Here is a 17,983-nt window from a genome sequence, read left to right as displayed (position 1 = left end):
TTATTTGGTACTACGCAATCTGCGCGTTACTCCGAGGGGTCGGCCGGAGGGCCGACTACGCAGGCAACGACAGTGGCAGAGCTTACGCGGCCGGATCGGGCCACCGCCCGTTCGGTCGGCATCTTCACAATCTGGCCCGCCTCCGGGGGCGGGCGACGGTCGTCGACTGCGGCCCGTTCACCCGATCCCCGTTCGCCCAAATTGATCTTGACCTGTCTTTATCGGGGCACCTAGGCTCCGAGCCACCTGACGCCCGCTTCGCAGAAGGGGACAAAAGTACTACATGAGAAAATCCCTAGCCAGTCGCCGGCCGGCCCCTCGCCGGCTGGCCGCCGGGGCAGCGGTTGCCCTGGCCGCATCGCTGTTACCGCTCCTCAACGTTAGCGCCGCCCAGGCGACCACCGCCGCCTCGGCCTGCGTTCCCGACCCGTCGGCCCACCTCGACTCGGTGCCCAGCCCGGAGGCCGCGCTCGGCATTCCGCTCGGTGTCGGTCAGCAGCGGCTGGTCACCAGCGACGAGATCCGGTCCTACCTGACGACGGTGGACGCGGCGTCCGACCGCGTGGTCACCGGCACCATGGCGACCAGCGTCCTCGGTCAGGCGCTGCCGTACGCGATCGTCTCCAACGAGCAGCACGTCAAGCCCGCCGAGCTGGACGCGATCGTCGAGGGGATCAAGGACCTCCGCGACCCCCGGATCACCAGCCCGGCCAAGGCGGCCGGCATCGCCCAGCGTGGCCCGGCGATCGTCTGGGTCACCGGCAACGTGCACGGTGGCGAGAAGAGCGGTGCGGACGCCGCCCTGAAGACCCTGTACGAGCTGGCCGCCGGCCTCTCCTGCGACGTACAGAAGCGCAACCAGGAACTGGTCACCGTCATCGTCCCGACCCAGAACCCGGACGGTCGCGACGCCAACCGCCGGCAGAACGAGTTCGGTTTCGACCTGAACCGGGACTGGTTCTCCCGGACCCAGCCGGAGACCGACGCGAAGCTGGAGATGCTGCGGGAGTACCCGCCGCAGGTCTACATCGACGCCCACGAGATGGGCGGCCGGGAGTACTTCTTCCCGCCGAACGCCGACCCGATCCACCACGAGATCTCCGGCGAGGTGGTCGACTGGATCAACCGGATCGGTGAGGCCAACAAGGCCGGCTTCGGTTACAACGGCGCCTGCAGCGCCACCGTCACCACCGAGTGCTACTTCAACTACGACACCTACGACCTCTTCTTCATGGGGTACGGCGACACCGTGCCGGCCACCGGCTTCGGCGCCGCCGGCATGACCTTCGAGAAGGGCAGCTCCTCGGCGATCGAGGACCGGGTGCAGCAGCAGTTCAACACGCAGTGGGCGACGCTCGGCTGGGCCTCGGCGAACAAGCGCGAGGTGCTGAACAGCTACTACAAGATCTGGAAGGACGCCCTGGCCGAGGGGGCCGCCGGCACGCTCCAGCCGAACGAGGTGGTCCAGCCCACCAACGAGGTGCAGTTCCCGGTACCGGACAGCAACATCAAGTCGTACTTCCTTCTCCCCGACCGGCAGCTCGCCGACGTGCGGGCGCTGGTCGAGCGGCTGCGCAAGATGGATGTCGAGGTCTACGAGCTGAAGGAGTCGGTGACCGTACCGACGGCGAAGGTCTTCGGCGGGCGTAGCGCGACCAACGTGGTGGTGCCCGAGGGCGCGTACTGGATCAAGATGAACCAGCCGCAGAAGCACTGGATCCAGGCCACCCTCGGCGAGGACCCGTACACCCCGTTCCCGTACTTCTACGACGTGTCGTCGTGGAGCAACCCGCTGCTGATGGGGATCAACACGATCTCCACCGGCGACGAGGTGAACCCCCGGGCCAACCGGGTCAAGGAGAACAAGGGCGGCACCAGCTCGATCGTGCCGGACGGTGGCTCGTACACCTGGAAGCTCGACTCGGCCTCGGCGGCGAAGTTCACCTTCGAGCTGCTCGGCAAGGGCATCCCGCTGCTGCGTGACCTGAACACGGGCGTGGTCGGGATGCGGTCGGCCCGGCTCACCCCGAAGCTCGACAAGCTCGCCGCCTCGTACGGCGTGACGCTGCACCCGAGCAAGCTGCCCCCCTCGGGCACCAAGCTCACCCGGCCCGACGTCGGCCTCTTCGCCGGCACCGGGATCAGCACCACCTCCGGCTCGTACGGCGAGGCGCGGTACGTCCTCGGCGACCAGTGGGGCCTCGACGTCACCACGGTGACCACCGCCGACATCAACAACAACAGCTCTCGGTTCACCGACCGGAGCACCCTGCTGGTGCCGGACGGCAGCAACGCCACCGGCGGGCTCACCGCGACCGGGCAGGCGAACCTGCGGGCCTGGATCTCGGCCGGCGGCACCTACGTCGGGCTGCGCAACCAGGGCACCCGGATGGCGCGGGCGGCCGGACTGACCTCGACCACCGAGGTCACGAAGCCGGCCGGCTACACCATGGTCGGCTCGCACCTGCGGGTCGACGTCGACCACAGCAGCCCGGTGGCGCTGGGTCGGCCGGCGGAGGACTTCGAGTTCAACAACGGCGACTCGGTGCTGCGGCCGAGCACCACCGGTGTGAACGTCCTCACCTACCCGTCGGACGACCGGTTCTGGCACAACGGCTACACCGTCGGCGAGGACCTGCTCAAGGGCACGGTCGCGCTGGTCGACGAGCCGACCGGGGCCGGGCACGCGGTGCTGTTCGCGTTCAACCCGCTGTTCCGGGCGTACAACGAGAGCGGTCTGCACCTGGTGGCGAACGCGCTGCTGGCCCCGGCCGGCACGGCCACCGCCGGCCTGCGCCGGACCGACGCGGTCGACCCGGCCCGGGCGGCGGCAGCCGCCGCGCCGGCACCGGAGAACCTGGGCGGGCAGTGGCGGCCGATCACCATCGAGGTGGCCGCCGCCGACCAGGCCCGGGCCCAGGCGGTGATCGGGAAGTACACCGGTGACGCCCGCGCGTCGGTCGTCGGCGACTCCACCTTCCTGGTCGTCCCGAACCCGGACGGACTCCAGTCCGACGAGCACCCGTACCTCGGTGACCTGGTCCGGGACCTGCGGACGAGCGGGATCGGGATGCGCTCTCTGATCGGCTAGGAACGGGTGGACCCCGGGTGAACAAGGGGTCCATCCGGGGGCGGGGCCAGTGAACTTTGTTACCGTTCAGTAGCCCCGCCCCACCCGGGCGCGGTACAACTGGGTCCACGATGTGTTCCCCAGGGGAGGGCCGCGATGAGCACCGAAACGTTCGACGTCTACCAGTTGCCCGAGGAACACGGGGCGATCCGGGCGGCGGTCCGGGCCGTCTGCGACGCCAAGGTCGCGCCGCACGCCGCCGAGGCCGACGAGACCGCTGAGTTCCCGAAGGCGTCGTACGAGGCACTGCGAGCCGCCGACTTCCACGCCCCGCACATCCCCGAGGAGTACGGCGGCGCGGGCGCGGATGCCCTGGCCACCGCGATCGTGATCGAGGAGGTGGCGCGGGCCTGCGCCTCGTCCTCGCTGATCCCGGCGGTGAACAAGCTCGGCACCATGCCGCTGCTGCTCTCCGGGTCGGAGGAGCTGAAGCGCCGCTACCTGCCCGCGGTCGCCCGGGGCGAGGCGATGTTCTCGTACTGCCTCTCCGAGCCCGAGGCGGGCAGCGACGCCGCCTCGATGACCACCCGCGCGGTGCTCGACGGCGACCACTACGTGCTCAACGGGGTCAAGCGCTGGATCACCAACGCCGGTGTCTCGGAGTACTACACCGTCTTCGCGGTGACCGACCCGAGCGCCCGCTCGCGTGGCATCTCCGCCTTCGTGGTGGAGAAGTCGGACCCCGGGGTCAGCTTCGGCGCCCCGGAGAAGAAGCTCGGCATCAAGGGCTCGCCGACCCGCGAGGTCTACCTCGACAACGTACGGATTCCCGCCGCCCGGCTGATCGGCGAACCCGGCACCGGCTTCGCCACCGCGATGCGCACGCTGGACCACACCCGGGTCACCATCGCCGCGCAGGCGCTCGGCATCGCCCAGGGCGCCCTCGACTACGCCCTCGGGTACGTCAAGGAGCGCAAGCAGTTCGGCAAGTCGGTCGCCGACTTCCAGGGCGTCCAGTTCATGCTCGCCGACATGGGCATGAAGCTGACCGCGGCCCGGGAGCTGACGTACGCGGCTGCCGGCAAGTCCGAGCGGGGCGACGCCGACTTGACCTACTTCGGTGCGGCGGCCAAGTGCTTCGCCTCCGACGCCGCCATGGAGATCACCACGGACGCGGTCCAGCTCCTGGGTGGCTACGGCTACACCCGCGACTACCCGCTGGAGCGGATGATGCGGGACGCCAAGATCACCCAGATCTACGAAGGTACGAACCAGGTGCAGCGGATCGTTATGGCACGGCAGCTCCTGGGCGGCATTGCTTAGGCTGTTTTCCCTGTTCGGAGCCGTGGTGACGGTTGGACGGCGGTAACGATCCGATCCCACCCGTCGTCGCGCCGCAACCGTCTGCCATCGCCCGTGGCGCTGGCGGACATTGATGAACCCGTTGTCCGTGGTGCGACGGGCGCCAGGGCTTCGGGCGGCGTCCGCGCACCAACCGCCCCGCTCGTGCCCGCCGGAACGTGTTCGGGGCCGGGCGTGCGGCTGAGGATCGGGCATCGTGAGTCGCGGCGATGGTACTTGTGCCCGGGCCGTGAAAAGCGAGATCATCACGCATGCTCGACCCCTCGCCCGAGGACGACGGGACTTCACCGACGATCTCTGCGCCGGAGTTCGTGGGTCGTGATCGGGAGATGGCGGCGCTCCGGGGCGCCTTGGCCCGGCCACCGGCGATCGTGCTGGTGGAGGGCGAGGCGGGAATCGGGAAGAGCCGACTGCTGCGCGAGTGGTTGGCCACGCCGGACCAGCGCACCGCCTTGGTCTCGGTGTGCCCACCGCTTCGCGAGTCACTGACGTTGGGGCCGATCGTCGACGCGTTCCGTGGGATCGACCGCCCGGTCTCGCGACTGCGGCTGACCGAGCTCGCGGGTGCGTTACGGCCCCTGTTCCCTGAATGGTCCTCGGACCTGCCGCCCGCGTTGCAGCCCCTGGACGACGCGAAGGCGGCACGGCATCGCCTGTTCCGCGCCCTGGACGAGTTGCTGCGGGCTCTGCGGGTGGACGTTCTGGTGATCGAGGACGCCCACTGGGCCGACGAGGTGACCCTGGAGTTCCTGCTGTTCGTCACCTCTCGACAGCAGTCGGACGGGCCGAGCCTCGTGATCTCCTATCGGCCCGAGGAGGTGGACGACGGGTCGCTGTTGCTGCGGCTCACGTCCCGGTTGCCCGCCGGCGTAACCCAACTGAGGATCGCCCTGGCACCGATGCGGCCCGACGGCACGGCAGCGCTGGTCTCCTCGATGCTGGACGGCAACCCGATATCGCAGGAGTTCACGACGTTCATGCACGAGCGGACCGGCGGTGTTCCGCTGGCGTTGGAGGAGTCGGTTCGCCTCATGTGCGACCGTGCCGACCTCGTCTTCCGCGACGGACAGTGGGTCCGGCTGAAGCTGCGCGAGTTGCAGGTGCCGCCAACCGTGCGCGACTCCACCCGGGAGCGGGTGGGCCGCCTGTCCCCGACGGCCCAGCAGGTGTTGCGGGCCGCGGCCACGCTGGCTGAGCGGTCGTCGGTGGCCACGATCGCGGTGACCGCCGGTCTGTCACCAGCCCTGTGTCGAGGTGCCATCGCGGAGGCGGCCAACGCCGGTGTCCTGGACGGAGACGATCGCGGCCAGTGGCGATTCCGGCACGTGCTGGCCGCCACGGCTGTCTACGAGGCGATCCCGTTGACGGACCGCAGACACTTCCACCTGCTGGCCGGACAGGCCCTGGAAGGCATCCATCCGCCGCCTGTCGCACGCCTCGCCCACCACTTCCGTGAGGCGGGCGAGACGAAGTCCTGGGCGCGGTACGCCGAGCAGGGAGCCGAGCTGGCCATGGCCTCGGGTGACCACACCAAAGCGGTCCTCGTACTGGTCGATCTGTTGTCGTGGGCCGTGTTGCCGCCGACGGATCGGGCACGGGTCGCGCGCATCGCCGGAGTTGCCGCACTGTGCCGTCGTGAACCGGTCGACCAGGTCTACCACCGCGTGATCCGTACCCTGCGTTCGGTGCTGGAGACCCCCGGTCTCTCCGCCCGCGAGCAGGCCGAGATCCGCAACCCCCTCGGTCGGCTCCTGATCACCGGTGGTGAGGCGCAGGCCGCACTCGGCGAGCTCGAGCAGGCGGTGGCCAACCTCGACCATGACCCGGTCGAGGCAGCTCGGGCAATGACCTATCTCGGATGGGCTTACGCGGGGCCGTGGCCGGCGTCGACCCATCGGCGTTGGCTGGATCGCGCCGCTGAACTCACCGCCGGATTCGATTCTCCCGCCGACCGGCTGAACCTGGCCGGCAACCGAGCGGCGGCGTTGCTCATGCTCGGTGAAGAGGAGGCCTGGGAGGTCGTCGCCGGCCTGCCCATCGACGGCGCGACCTCGGCGGAGCGTCTCGACGTGGCCCGCATCCACGCGAACGTCGGGACCGGCGCACTGCTTTGGGGCCGGTACGTCGACGCGGAGGAACACCTCGCCGTGGCGATGCGCCTCGCCGATGCCGAGCAGGCGTCCCGGTTGCAGCACAACGTCCGACTCGAACAGGCCAACCTGGCGTGGTTCACCGGTCGGTGGGAGGGTCTCGCGGAGAAGAGCGCGGCACTCGCCGACGCCGACCGCGACCGGCCGGCGCACTACCTCGGTAGCATCCGGCTCGCGGCCCGGCTGGCAGCCGCAGCCGGGCGGCGACGCGCGGCGGAGGAGCAGTTCCGCCTGGTTCTCGAGGAGTCCGCCCGTCTCGGCGCGGCCGACGACACGATGGAGGCCGCCGCCGCGCTGGCCAGACTCTGGCTGACCGACGGAAACAGCGCCAGGGCGTTGCAGATCACGAACGAGCCGATGGAGACCGTCCGGAGAAAGGGCATCTGGGTCTGGGCGACGGACCTCGTTCCGGCCCGAATCGAGGCGCACCTCGCCGCAGGCGACCTGACCGCCGCGATCCGCCTGAGCGACCAGTTCGCCAGGGGACTGCGTGGCCGTACGGCGCCCGCGCCTCGCGCCGCGCTCACCGTGTGCCGTGCCCTGCTGCTCGCCGCGGCCGGAGACCACGCCCGCGCGGCGACGGCGTACGGCCGGGCGGGGCGTGCCTGGAGCGCGTTGCCACGTCCCTACGACGCCATCCGCGCCCGCGAGCGTCAGGCCGAGGCGCTCATCGCGCAGGGCCAGCTCAAGCAGGGCCGCGAACTGCTGGCGGCGCAGTACGAACGGCTGTTCAGGCTTGGTGCCCGTGGTGACGCGGACCGTGTCGCACAGCGGCTCCGTGAGCACGGCGCCGAGGTCCCGCGACTGTGGCGCGGCGGCCGACGCGGGTACGGCGACCAGCTCTCACCGCGCGAGCTCGACGTGGTCCAACTCGTTGTCGCCGGCAAGACGAACCGGGAGATCAGCCGGATCCTGGCCAAGTCTCCGGCCACCGTGGATCAGCAGCTACGGGCGGCGATGCGCAAGTTGAAGGTGACCTCCCGGACCGCGCTCGCGGTCAAGGCGGTGGAGGCCGGAGTGTTCGCCGAAGAGGACTCCCTCGACGACGCGTCGTGAAGATTGACGTATTCGCTGGATAGCTAGGTCGCTCGTGTCGCCCGAGCATGACTCCATGATCCATAGCCCATGGGCGATGTATGCCTGAGCGACCTGTCGTGCGTGACGACCCCGCCGTCGAGCACCAGCCACCTCTCGAGCTGCCGCGCGAGCCGCACGACAGCGCCCGCGACGCCTCCGACGCCGACGACCACGAGAGCCACGACCCCTACCAGCCCCTGTAGGCGGAAGGACCCCCATGAGACTCAAAGCCCTCGCGGCTTCGCTGGCCGCAGCGGTCGGCCTGAGCATGCTCCAGCCAATACCGGCCTCCGCGGCCGAGCCGGATCCCGGTACGGCTGCCAAGAAGATCGCGCCGACCCTGAAGGACCGCTTCCGCACCCAGCCGGCCTCCGACTTCTGGATCACGTTCGAGACCAGGGCCGACCTCGGACCAGCGAAGAGGATCGCCGACTGGACCGCCCGTGGTCAGTTCGTCTACGACGCTCTGACCACGGCGGCGAAGGACTCCCTGGGATCCGTCTCCACCGAACTCGACCGGGCCGGCGTCAAGTACACCTCCTACCCGATCGCCAACGCCGTGCTGGTCAAGGGCGGCACCGAGAAGCTCGCCCTCGACGTGGCCACGCGGGTGCAGGTCGCCGAGATCCACGCGACGCCGCAGGTCGCGCTGGTCGAGCCCGTGGACGAGAAACTCCCCACCGACCAGTCTGCCCGACCCGCCACCCCGAAGGCCGCCGGTGAGGACGACACCGTCACGTGGGGTCTGGACGCCATCCGCGCCCCGCAGGCGTGGGCCATGGGCGCCACCGGCGCGGGCATCACCGTGTCCAACCTCGACTCGGGCGTCCAGTTCGACCACCCGGCCCTGACGCACCAGTACCGCGGCACGAAGCCCGACGGCTCCGTCGACCACAACTACAACTGGATGGCCACCCGAGGCTCGTGCACGGGCGCGCCCTGCGACGACAACGGGCACGGCACGCACACCATGGGCACCATGGTCGGCGACGACGGCACCAACCACGTCGGCGTCGCCCCGGACGCGCAGTGGATCGCGACGAACGGCTGCTGCGACAGCACCGGCGTCGAGTCGCTGCTGCGGTCCGGCTGGTGGCTGCTCGCCCCGACCGACGTCCAGGGGAACAACCCCGACCCGTCCAAGCGCCCCCACGTCATCAACAACTCGTGGGGCCAGACCGTCGAGCACAACTTCGACGACTTTTTCCAGGCCATCGACGAGGCATGGACCGCCGCCGGCATTTTCAGCGTCTGGTCATCGGGTAACACGACGCCGTACGCGGCCTGCGACACCGTCTCCTCGCCCGGCTCCGCCGAGAGCGCCTACTCCGTCGGCGCGTACGCGTCGGACGGCACGCTCGCGTCGTTCTCCCGCAAGGGTGAGGGTCAAGGCGGCCGGATCAAGCCCGAAATCTCCGCTCCGGGTGCCGGCGTCCGTTCGGCCTACCCGAACAACGGCTACGTCGAGATGTCCGGCACATCGATGGCGGCACCCCACGTCGCCGGCAGCGTCGCGGCGCTCTGGAGTTACGACCCGACCCTGATCGGGCAGGTCGACCAGACTCGCCGCCTGCTCGCCGAGTCGGCCGTCGACGTCGACGACTCCGAGTGCGGCGGCACCGCCGAGGTCAACAACAAGTACGGCGAGGGCCGGCTCGACCTCGTCCGCCTGCTGGAACTCGCGCCCCGGCAGGGCGGCACCCTCACCGGTGTCGTCACCGCCAACGGCGCCCCGGTCCCCGCCGCTGACGTGACGATCAGCGGCCCGTTCAGCCGTTCGATCGGGACCGACAAGGACGGCCGGTTCACGACGAACCTCCCGGTCGGCGAATACCGGCTGAGCACCAAGGTCTTCGGCTACCTGACCGCGTCCGCCAACGTCACGGTCTCCCTCGGCCAGGACACCTCCGTCAAGCTGCCGCTCACGGCCGCCGTGCGGCACGACATCAGCGGCAGGGTCGTCGACGACAAGAGGCGGCCCGTCCTGAACGCCGACGTCTCCGTCATGGACACGCCGCTGAAGCCGGTACGCACGGATGCCAACGGCGCGTTCACGATCGCCGCCGTCCCCGAAGGTGCGTACAAGCTGGCCGTGAAGCCGAACGCCTGCTTCTCGCCAACGACGGTCCCGCTGACCGTCGGCGCGCAAAACGAGTCACCCGAGATCCCGGTCGGGCTCGTCGTCGACGAGGGCGGCTACAGTTGCGCCGTCTCGGCGGGCGAGTACCTGCGCGGCACCGAACCGGTCACGTTCGGCAGTGGTGTCTGGGCCACGGTGAAACTGCCGTTCCCGATCGCGCTCTACAACGGCAGCCACGACACCCTCGGCATCGGCCTGCGCGGCGTGATCGCCCCGGACGGCGCCACCGGACCCGGCTACGGCGGCGCGGGCATCTTCCCGTTCTACGTCGAGAGTCCGGTGGAGTTCGCCCCCGGCGGCGGTGTCTTCACGGCAGCCACCAAGGTCAACGGTGAGGACGCGTTTGTCGTCGAGTACCGCAACGCCAGGCTCTGGGCCTATCCGACCCGGTCGGAGTACACGGAGCCGGTCAACTTCTCGGCGACGCTCACCCGTTCGGGCACCGTCATCTTCGGGTACGGCGACGGCGTCGGGACCGACGACCCGGTGACTGCCGGCGCGCACGCCACCACCGGCATCCAGGGCTGGGCCGGCGTCGACGGCATCCGGTTCTCCGACAGCGCCCCGGTGCTGCACGACGGGATGGTCGTCAGCTACGACATGCCTGACTTCGGGTACCTCGACGCGACCGTCGTCGACCAGAACGACGGGCTGCCGGTCGCCGGGGCCAAGGTCTCCTTCAGCAACGGCAACGGGCTCGTCGAGACCGTCACGACCGACGGGACGGGCATCGTGCACCGCCAGCTTCCGGTCGGCGGCTACACCATGACCGTCGACTCGCCGAACTACACGACCGCGACCTACCCCTTCTCACTCGACCGGCTCTACGCGAAGGCGAAGATCGACGCACGCCTGGCCACGGGTGTCGCGGGCCTGAAGGCCAACGGCCTCGACGCGCTGCTGGGTACCGACCAGAACGGCGTGGGCTCGCTGACGCTCACCAACAACGGTTCCGCCCCACTCACGTACAACCTGGGCGAGGCCGCGCGGCACCCCGACCTTGACGCCGCCGGCGCCACCGGACGCACCGGCACGGGTGCGGCCAGCACGATCGACCTCGCCGCCTGGAAGACCGGCGCGAGCGGCATGAAACCGTCGAGCGTCGACGGCAAGGGTGCCACGTCGAGCGCTGCGGAGGCGCAGGCGGCTGCCAAGATCGGCGCGACCTCCGGCGGAGACGTCATCACCCGGATCGCCATCCCCGGCAGGACCGAGGAAAAGGAGCCCTCCGGCATCGGGTACGACGGCGACGTCTGGGTCCACGACTACAACGCGCGGACCAACACCGCCTACACGGTGACCGGCAAGCGGACCGGAAAGGTCTTCGACGCGTCGTGGAACCCCGCGTACCGGGCGTTCGACATGGCACTCGACACCAAGACGGGTGACATGTGCCAGATGGAGGACAGCCCCGCCAGCTACATCCACTGCTTCAACCGGGAGACCGGGAAGGAGACGAGGCAGATCAAGGGTGACTGGTCCACCCTGCAGTTGACTGGACTCGCCTACAACCCGACGGAGGACGTGTTCTACGTCGGCGGCCGGGCGAACGGCATGATCGGGACCGTCGCCGGTACGTCGCACGACAATCCGGGTGCGCTGCTGTCCTTCTGCGCCCCGCCGCTGCCCGAGGTGATGGGCCTGGCCTACAACCAGGCGTCCGACACCATCTGGTACACCGACCTCACCTCGAACAGGCCCACCCGCCTGCTCCAGGTCGACCCCGACGATTGCTCGCTGGTGAACGCGTGGTGGTTCCCGGGCCAGAAGGCGGGTCAGGGCGGCGGCCTGGAGACCGACTCGACCGGCGCGCTGTGGGCGGCGGACCAGATCGCCGACGACGTCGTGCTTGTCGACGTCGAGGACGACCTGATCACCGACCTGCCGTGGCTGTCGCTCTCGTCGACCGGCGGCACCCTCGCCCCGGGTCAGTCGACGACCGTCAAGGTCTCGATCTCCTCGAAGGGCGCCAAGCCCGGAGTCCTCGGCGCGAACGTCGTGGTGCGGTCCGATTCCGGACGCCAGTCCAAGACCTACGTCCCGGTAACGCTCACGACCACGAAGTACCAGGTCGGCGTCAACGTCGGCGGCTCGAAGCTCACCGACGGCTCGGGCTACACCTGGTTCGCCGACCAGGCCGCCGGCAAGAAGTCGTGGGGCTACGAGGGCAAGACGAAGGTCACCTCCACGAAGGCCGGGATCGCCGGCACGACGGACGACGCGCTGTTCCAGTCGCAGCGCACCACGCCGGACAAGCAACTGTTCTATCGCTTCCCCGACGCGCCCAAGGGCACCTACGCGATCGAGTTCGGGTTTGCCGAGATCGAGAGGGTGGCCAGGGGCAAGCGGGTGTTCGACGTCCTCGTGGACGGAACGCTGACGGAGTACGCGTACGATCCGGCCGCGTCCGTGGGGCCGAACGCCGCCGACTGGCGTACCGCCGTCGTGAAGCACGAGGGCGGTCCGCTGACCGTGGAACTGCGGGGCTCGAAGGGGTTGGCGGCCCCGACCATCGCGGCGCTGCGTGTGACGCTCGACCCACGCGCGGACGAGGCGGAGCCGGAGGAACAGCCCGAGCAGCCGGATCCGGGTCCCGTGCCGGTGGCTCCCGCCGGTCGCTCGTACTCGATGAAGGTGACCGACGGGCTCTACCGCCAGGGCACGGAGGAGTCCGGGTGGCACGGCGACGACCTCTGCGGCGTGTTGTGGTTCGGCTCGAACTTCCTCCAACCGTTCTACGACACGGCCTGGGACGGCGTGTGCGTGACGACAAACGGCACGCTGACCTTCGACCGCGCCGACACGTCGGGGAGCAACACGGCACTGCCGTCGCCGTACCCGATCGACGCGATCTATCCGCTCTGGGACGACCTCGTCGTCGACGACGAGGCGGGCATCTATTTCGGTACGACCGAGGTCGACGGGCTGGCGGCGCAGGTCGTCGAGTGGCGGAACGTCGCCTTCTACAGTGACCCGACGGCTCGCGTGAGCTTCTCGGTCACCCTGATCGCGGACGGACGGATCCAGATCGGGTACGGCGACGGCGTGGGCGGCGACAACCCGCTCACCCGGGGGTCGTCGGCGACGGTCGGGCTGGAGAGCCTGACGCGCAACCCCGCGAGCCAGTACTCCTTCGACCAGCCAGTCCTGAAGGCCGGCCTGGGGCTGGAGTACAGCCTCCCGGCGGCGGGCACGATCGAGGGCACGGTCACCGACGCGAACGACCGCAAGCCGATCGAGGGCGCGATCGTCACGCTCCGGGGACCGGCCGGTGAGCGGGTCATCACGACCGACGCGAAGGGCCGGTGGAAGGCACAGGCGTTGCTCGGCGGGAACACCGTGCAGGTCGAGGCGCCGAACTACGTCACCGTCAGCCGCCCCGTGACCCTCGCCAAGAAGGACCAGGCCGAGGTGGTCGACACGGCGTTGACCACGGGCGTCGCCACCGTCACCGGAGCTGATCTCGACTGGCTCCTCGACCGGGGCCAGAAGGCGACGGCCGACATGACCGTCACCAACACCGGCTCCGCCCCGCTCGAAGTGCGGATCAGCGAGCAGAAGCGCACCAGCGACGGCGGGCACGAGGCCGCCGACCTTCCGTGGCTGACCCTCGCGGGCGCGGCCGTGTCCGGCGCGGTCACGCTCGCGGTCGGCAAGTCCACCACGGTCACGGTGACGGCCAACAACGCCGGCGTCGCGCCCGGCGTGCTTGTCGGGGACGTGCTCGTTGTGGCGAACGCCGCCAAGGGCGATACCCAGCTCAAGCCGGTTCGTCTGGCGACCTCGGCCTACTGGAAGGGCGTCGACGTGGGTGGATCCGGATACGTCGGGGCGGACGGCTTCGTCTGGTCACCCGACCAGGCGCTCGGCTCGCGGTCGTGGGGCTACGTCGGCGGCAGGGTGCGTACCACCAAGGCCGACATCGCCGGCACCAGGGACGATGCGCTGTTCCGCACCCAGCGGAGCGACGAGACGTTCAGCTACGTGTTCAGGAACGCCCCTGCGGGGACGTACCGGATCGGCCTCGACTTCGCGGAGATCGAGAAGGTCAAGGCCGGCAAGCGTGCCTTCGATGTGCTGGTCGACGGCAAGGTCGTGCTCTACGACCACGACGTGCAGGCGAAGGTGGGTGCGCTGACAGCGGACACGAACATGGTCACCGTCGAGCACACCGGTGGCGATCTGAAGATCCAGTTCACCCGCGAGAAGGGCGAGGGCGACCCGATCCTCAACGCCCTGAAGGTCCAGCAGGACCCGCGCCTCTGAGGTAGCCAACCGATCCGCCAGCGGTAGTGGTCAGAGCCTCCCCAGGTCGTCGGGGAGGCTCTGACCACGTCTTTCGGCGGCAGGCCGCCCGCACCCGCCGTCGACCACCGTCCCCGGCGGCGGAGCTTCGTGTGTCGCTACCGGATCAGATGCTGATGCCGCCGTCGACGGTCAACAACGAGCCGGTGATGAACGCGGCGTCGTCGCTCGCGAAGAAGGCGACCGCCCTGGCGATGTCGTCCGTGGTGCCGAAGCGTCCGAGCGGCGTCATGGCCACCTGGGCGGCTCCGTTCGGCCCGTCCGCGGGGTTCATGTCCGTGTCGGTCGCTCCCGGCTGCACGACGTTCACGGTGATGCCGCGTGAGCCGAAGTCGCGTGCCCAGCCGCGACCGAGTTGACCGATCGCCGCCTTGCTCGCGGCGTACTCGGCGACGCCGGGGGTGGGGATGCGGTGGGCGACGATGCTTCCGACCAGGATGACGCGCCCGCCATCGGGCAGGAAACGAGCCGCCGAGTGGGTGGTGACGATGGTTCCCAGCACATTCGTGGCCATCATCTGCTGGATCCCGCCGAGGAGGTCCAGGTCCACCTGGTCGACCGTGCCCATGACGGCCACGCCGGCGGAGTTCACCAGCACGTCGATCCGGCCGCCCAGGTATCCGGCGGCCTGCTCGACGGCGGTGGACGCCTCGTGCGGAACAGACTGGTCCGCCTGCACGGCGAACGCCTTCGCCCCGAGAGCGGCCAGGTCGGCGACAACCTCTTCGGCCTGCTCGCGCGACTTCCGGTAGGTGATGACGACATCCGCACCTTCGCGCGCCAACCGGCGCGCGATCCCGGCCCCGATACCCCGCGACCCTCCGGTTACGAGCGCGCTCCGTCCTGTCAAAGCCCCGGGCATCGCAATCTCCTTACGCTGTTCGGCTGGTTTCGCTTGCTCAGCCAAAGCTAAAGATTGACATTAATGTCAGGGTCAACCTCGGGGGCTGTGACGCCCGCCACTCGGCGGGGAGTTTTGTCAGTCGTTGGTGAGGGCGTCCCGGATGGCCGTGACCGCCGCGACGACAACCGCGCGGTGCGCGTGCTGCCGTTTGTCCGGATCCTCGCTGCCAACCGTCCTGAGCTCGCTGGGCACGCTGACCCAGGCGCTGCTGACGGCGATCACGATCTCCAGGATGTCGATCGCGGTCGCCTCGTCCCGCAGGCCCATCGCGGCCCGCAGTTCCTTTGCCTTCGCCGTGTGGGACTCCACCCAGCCGGGGCCGGTGTCGTTGCGTTCCAGCGCCCGCCAGTTGGTCAGGCGGAGCAGTTCGGGTGTGGCGTTGAGGGCGTCGAAGAGTGCCCCGGCGTAGCCCGGGAGGTCGTCGGGGTCGAACGGCACGGTGTCCGACAGCACGCTCAGGCGCTCGGCCAGCATCGCGTCGAACAGGTTCTCCTTCGAGCCGAAGTAGGCGTAGATCGCCTGCTTGTTCGCCTGTGCGGCGGCGGCGATCCGGTCCACCCGGGCGCCGGCCAGCCCTCGCTCCGCGAACTCCCGGTAGGCCGCTTCCAGCAGGCGGGCGCGGGTGGCTGCCGAGTCGTAGGACATGACCCCAGGCTAACAATTCAACTGGTTGGTTGCCATTCGTCGAGCCTGACGACGCGTCCTACTCGACCCGCCCCCGCCGGTGAGACGCGAGTCACAGCATGAAACCAACTGGATGGTTGACTCTCCCGGCGCCGCTCCTTAGCGTTGGAGCCAACCAACCGGTTGGATTTGATTTGTGAGGGGTGCGGAGATGGCGACGTGGTTCGTGACGGGTGCGTCGGCGGGCATCGGGCGGGCCGTGACCGAGCGGTTGCTGGTCGCCGGCCATCGGGTCGCCGCGACAGCGCGCAGGACGGAACGGCTGGTTGATCTGGAGCGGGCCTACCCGGGCAAGGTGTGGACCGAGACCCTGGACGTCACCGACACGGCGGCGGTGCGAGCCGTCGCCGCCCGCGCGTTCACGGAACTGGGCAGGATCGACGTGGTCCTCTCGAATGCCGGACTGGCGGCGATCGGGGCGGCGGAGGAACTGTCGGACGAGGTGATCGCGGAGCAGGTCGCGGTGAACATGACCGGTCCGATCCAACTGGTACGGGCGGTCCTGCCCTTCCTCCGGGCACAGGGTGGCGGCCGGATCATCCAGACCACCACGATGGGCGCCCAGATCAGCAGCCCGGGAGCCAGCATCTACCACGCATCGAAGTGGGGCGTCGAGGGCTTCCTCGAATCGATCATCGGTGAAGTCGCGCCGTTCGGCATCGGCGTCACCATGGTCGAGCCCGGCAGCGTCCGTACGGGGTTCGGTGCGGCCATGTCGATCGCGCCCGCCAGCGACGCGTACGCGAAGACGCCCGTTGGCGACGTGCGCCGCTACATCGAGGGTTCCGGCGGAAACCTGACCGGGTCCGCGCCGGGCGATCCGTACCGGGTCGCCAAGGCGATCATCGAATCGGCCGAGGTCACCCCGGCACCGCGTCGGCTGGTGCTCGGCAGTGACGCCTACCGGGCGATCCGGGGCGCGCTGACCGGACGGCTCGGCGAACTCGAGGCGGGTAGGGCGCTCGCCGCCGCCACCGACTTTCCCGGCTGAACCAGCCTTCGCTCAGGCGTGATTTACCACCAACTTCACTGAAATTTGAGGAAAGAGACGAGTTCCAATGAGTCTGACCGACTTTCGCACCCTGGGTCGCACCGGTCTCCGGGTCAGCCCGCTCGCGCTCGGCACGATGACCTTCGGCGATCCCTCCTGGGGCGCCGACGAGGCCACCTCCACCGAGATCCTGTCCCGTTACCTGGCGGCCGGCGGCAACTTCGTCGACACCGCCAACGTCTACATGGGCGGCCGCGCCGAGGAGGTGCTGGGCGCGTACCTCGGCAAACATCCCGGTTTGCGGGACCGCCTGGTCATCGCCAGCAAGTTCGCGCTCAGCATGGATCCCGGCGACCCGAACAACGGTGGCACCGGCCGCAAGGCGATCCGCCGCCACGTCGACGAGTCGCTGGGCCGTCTCGGCACCGACTATCTCGACATCTACTGGCAGCACAACTGGGACCCGCACACGCCCGTGGAGGAGACCGTCTCCACCCTGGACGACCTGGTCCGTCAGGGCAAGGTGCGCTACGTGGGGCTCTCCGACACGCCGGCCTGGGCGGTGGCGCGGATGGCGACCATCGCCGAATGGCGCGGGTGGACCCCGTTCGCCGCGATCCAGGTCGAGTACAACCTGCTGGAGCGTACGTCCGAAGGTGAACTCTTCGGCGCGGCCCGCGAACTCGGTCTCGGCGTGATTCCGTGGAGCCCGCTCGCCAACGGCATGCTCACCGGGAAGTACACCCGCGACAACCAGAGCCCGGCCGGTGCCGGTCGCGGGGCGTTCGTCGGCCGACACCTGCACGAGCGCACCTTCCAAGTGCTGGACGCGCTCCGCCGGATCGCCGACACGCTCGGCACCACGGTCGCCTCGGTCGCGCTGGCCTGGGTCCGTCAGCAGCCCATGGTCAGCTCGACGATCATCGGTGCCCGGACCGTCGGGCAACTGGAGGCGAACCTGGCCTCGCTCGACGTCGTCCTCTCCGCGGAGCAGCTCGCCGAACTCGACGGACTGACCACCCCGGACCTCAACTTCCCGGCCGCCTTCCTGAACGCCTTCGGGTTTCCGGCCCAGTGGGGAACCACGACGATCAACGGCGTACGCGCGAACGCCTGACGCCCACCCGCCGTCCCGTCCCGTCCCGCTCCCCGGACGGGGTGCGCCGTACGGGTCGCGCCGGACGTACCGCGCGGGACGGGTCGAAGGTCCCGCCCGATGACGGGACCGCCGGCCCTGCCCGCGCCGTACGGACCGGAGTCGAATGGAACCAGCCGGAGCACCCGACCGGGACCGTTCAGA

General features: G+C 69.6%; 9 protein-coding genes. 7 read left to right on the top strand and 2 right to left on the bottom strand.

The features are described from left to right. The first annotated feature begins 283 nt into the window (after positions 1–283). The 5 genes from ACI2K4_RS11760 to ACI2K4_RS11740 all read left to right on the top strand — a co-directional run bounded on the left by ACI2K4_RS11760 (position 284) and on the right by ACI2K4_RS11740 (position 14,065). On the top strand, positions 284–3,091 hold the full coding sequence (locus ACI2K4_RS11760) for a M14 family zinc carboxypeptidase (protein ID WP_404510469.1): 2,808 nt from the start codon (positions 284–286) through the stop codon (positions 3,089–3,091). 135 nt (positions 3,092–3,226) lie between these two features. Continuing rightward, a complete protein-coding gene (locus tag ACI2K4_RS11755; protein ID WP_404510468.1) occupies positions 3,227–4,393 on the top strand; it encodes an acyl-CoA dehydrogenase family protein in 1,167 nt (388 codons plus the stop codon). A gap of 350 nt (positions 4,394–4,743) precedes the next feature. Continuing rightward, entirely contained in the window at positions 4,744–7,638 is a 2,895-nt protein-coding gene (locus ACI2K4_RS11750; RefSeq protein WP_404510467.1) for an ATP-binding protein, read from the top strand. A 98-nt stretch (positions 7,639–7,736) separates the two neighbouring features. After that, on the top strand, positions 7,737–7,862 hold the full coding sequence (locus tag ACI2K4_RS11745) for a hypothetical protein (protein ID WP_404510466.1): 126 nt from the start codon (positions 7,737–7,739) through the stop codon (positions 7,860–7,862). Positions 7,863–7,876: 14 nt separating this feature from the next. After that, on the top strand, positions 7,877–14,065 hold the full coding sequence (locus ACI2K4_RS11740) for a S8 family serine peptidase (protein WP_404510465.1): 6,189 nt from the start codon (positions 7,877–7,879) through the stop codon (positions 14,063–14,065). Positions 14,066–14,210: 145 nt separating this feature from the next. On the opposite strand, the gene ACI2K4_RS11735 is transcribed toward ACI2K4_RS11740, so the two are convergent. Then, a complete protein-coding gene (locus ACI2K4_RS11735) occupies positions 14,211–14,966 on the bottom strand; it encodes an SDR family NAD(P)-dependent oxidoreductase (RefSeq protein WP_404510464.1) in 756 nt (251 codons plus the stop codon). Positions 14,967–15,083: 117 nt separating this feature from the next. After that, positions 15,084–15,653, bottom strand: coding sequence for a TetR family transcriptional regulator (locus ACI2K4_RS11730; RefSeq protein ID WP_404510463.1), 570 nt, complete (start codon positions 15,651–15,653; stop codon positions 15,084–15,086). Positions 15,654–15,843: 190 nt separating this feature from the next. Between ACI2K4_RS11730 and ACI2K4_RS11725 the strand changes: the two genes are divergently transcribed. Both ACI2K4_RS11725 and ACI2K4_RS11720 read left to right on the top strand, forming a co-directional pair. Next, positions 15,844–16,683, top strand: a complete 840-nt coding sequence (locus tag ACI2K4_RS11725; RefSeq protein ID WP_404510462.1) for an SDR family oxidoreductase — start codon at positions 15,844–15,846, stop codon at positions 16,681–16,683. Between the two features lie 67 nt (positions 16,684–16,750). After that, on the top strand, positions 16,751–17,800 hold the full coding sequence (locus ACI2K4_RS11720; protein ID WP_404510461.1) for an aldo/keto reductase: 1,050 nt from the start codon (positions 16,751–16,753) through the stop codon (positions 17,798–17,800). The last annotated feature ends 183 nt before the right edge of the window (positions 17,801–17,983 follow it).

Origin of the sequence: Micromonospora sp. NPDC050397 (assembly GCF_044901685.1) — a bacterium.
Lineage (GTDB): Bacteria > Actinomycetota > Actinomycetes > Mycobacteriales > Micromonosporaceae > Micromonospora_G.
Note: the sequence above shows the minus strand (reverse complement) of the source record. Positions and strands in the feature narration are given on the sequence as shown.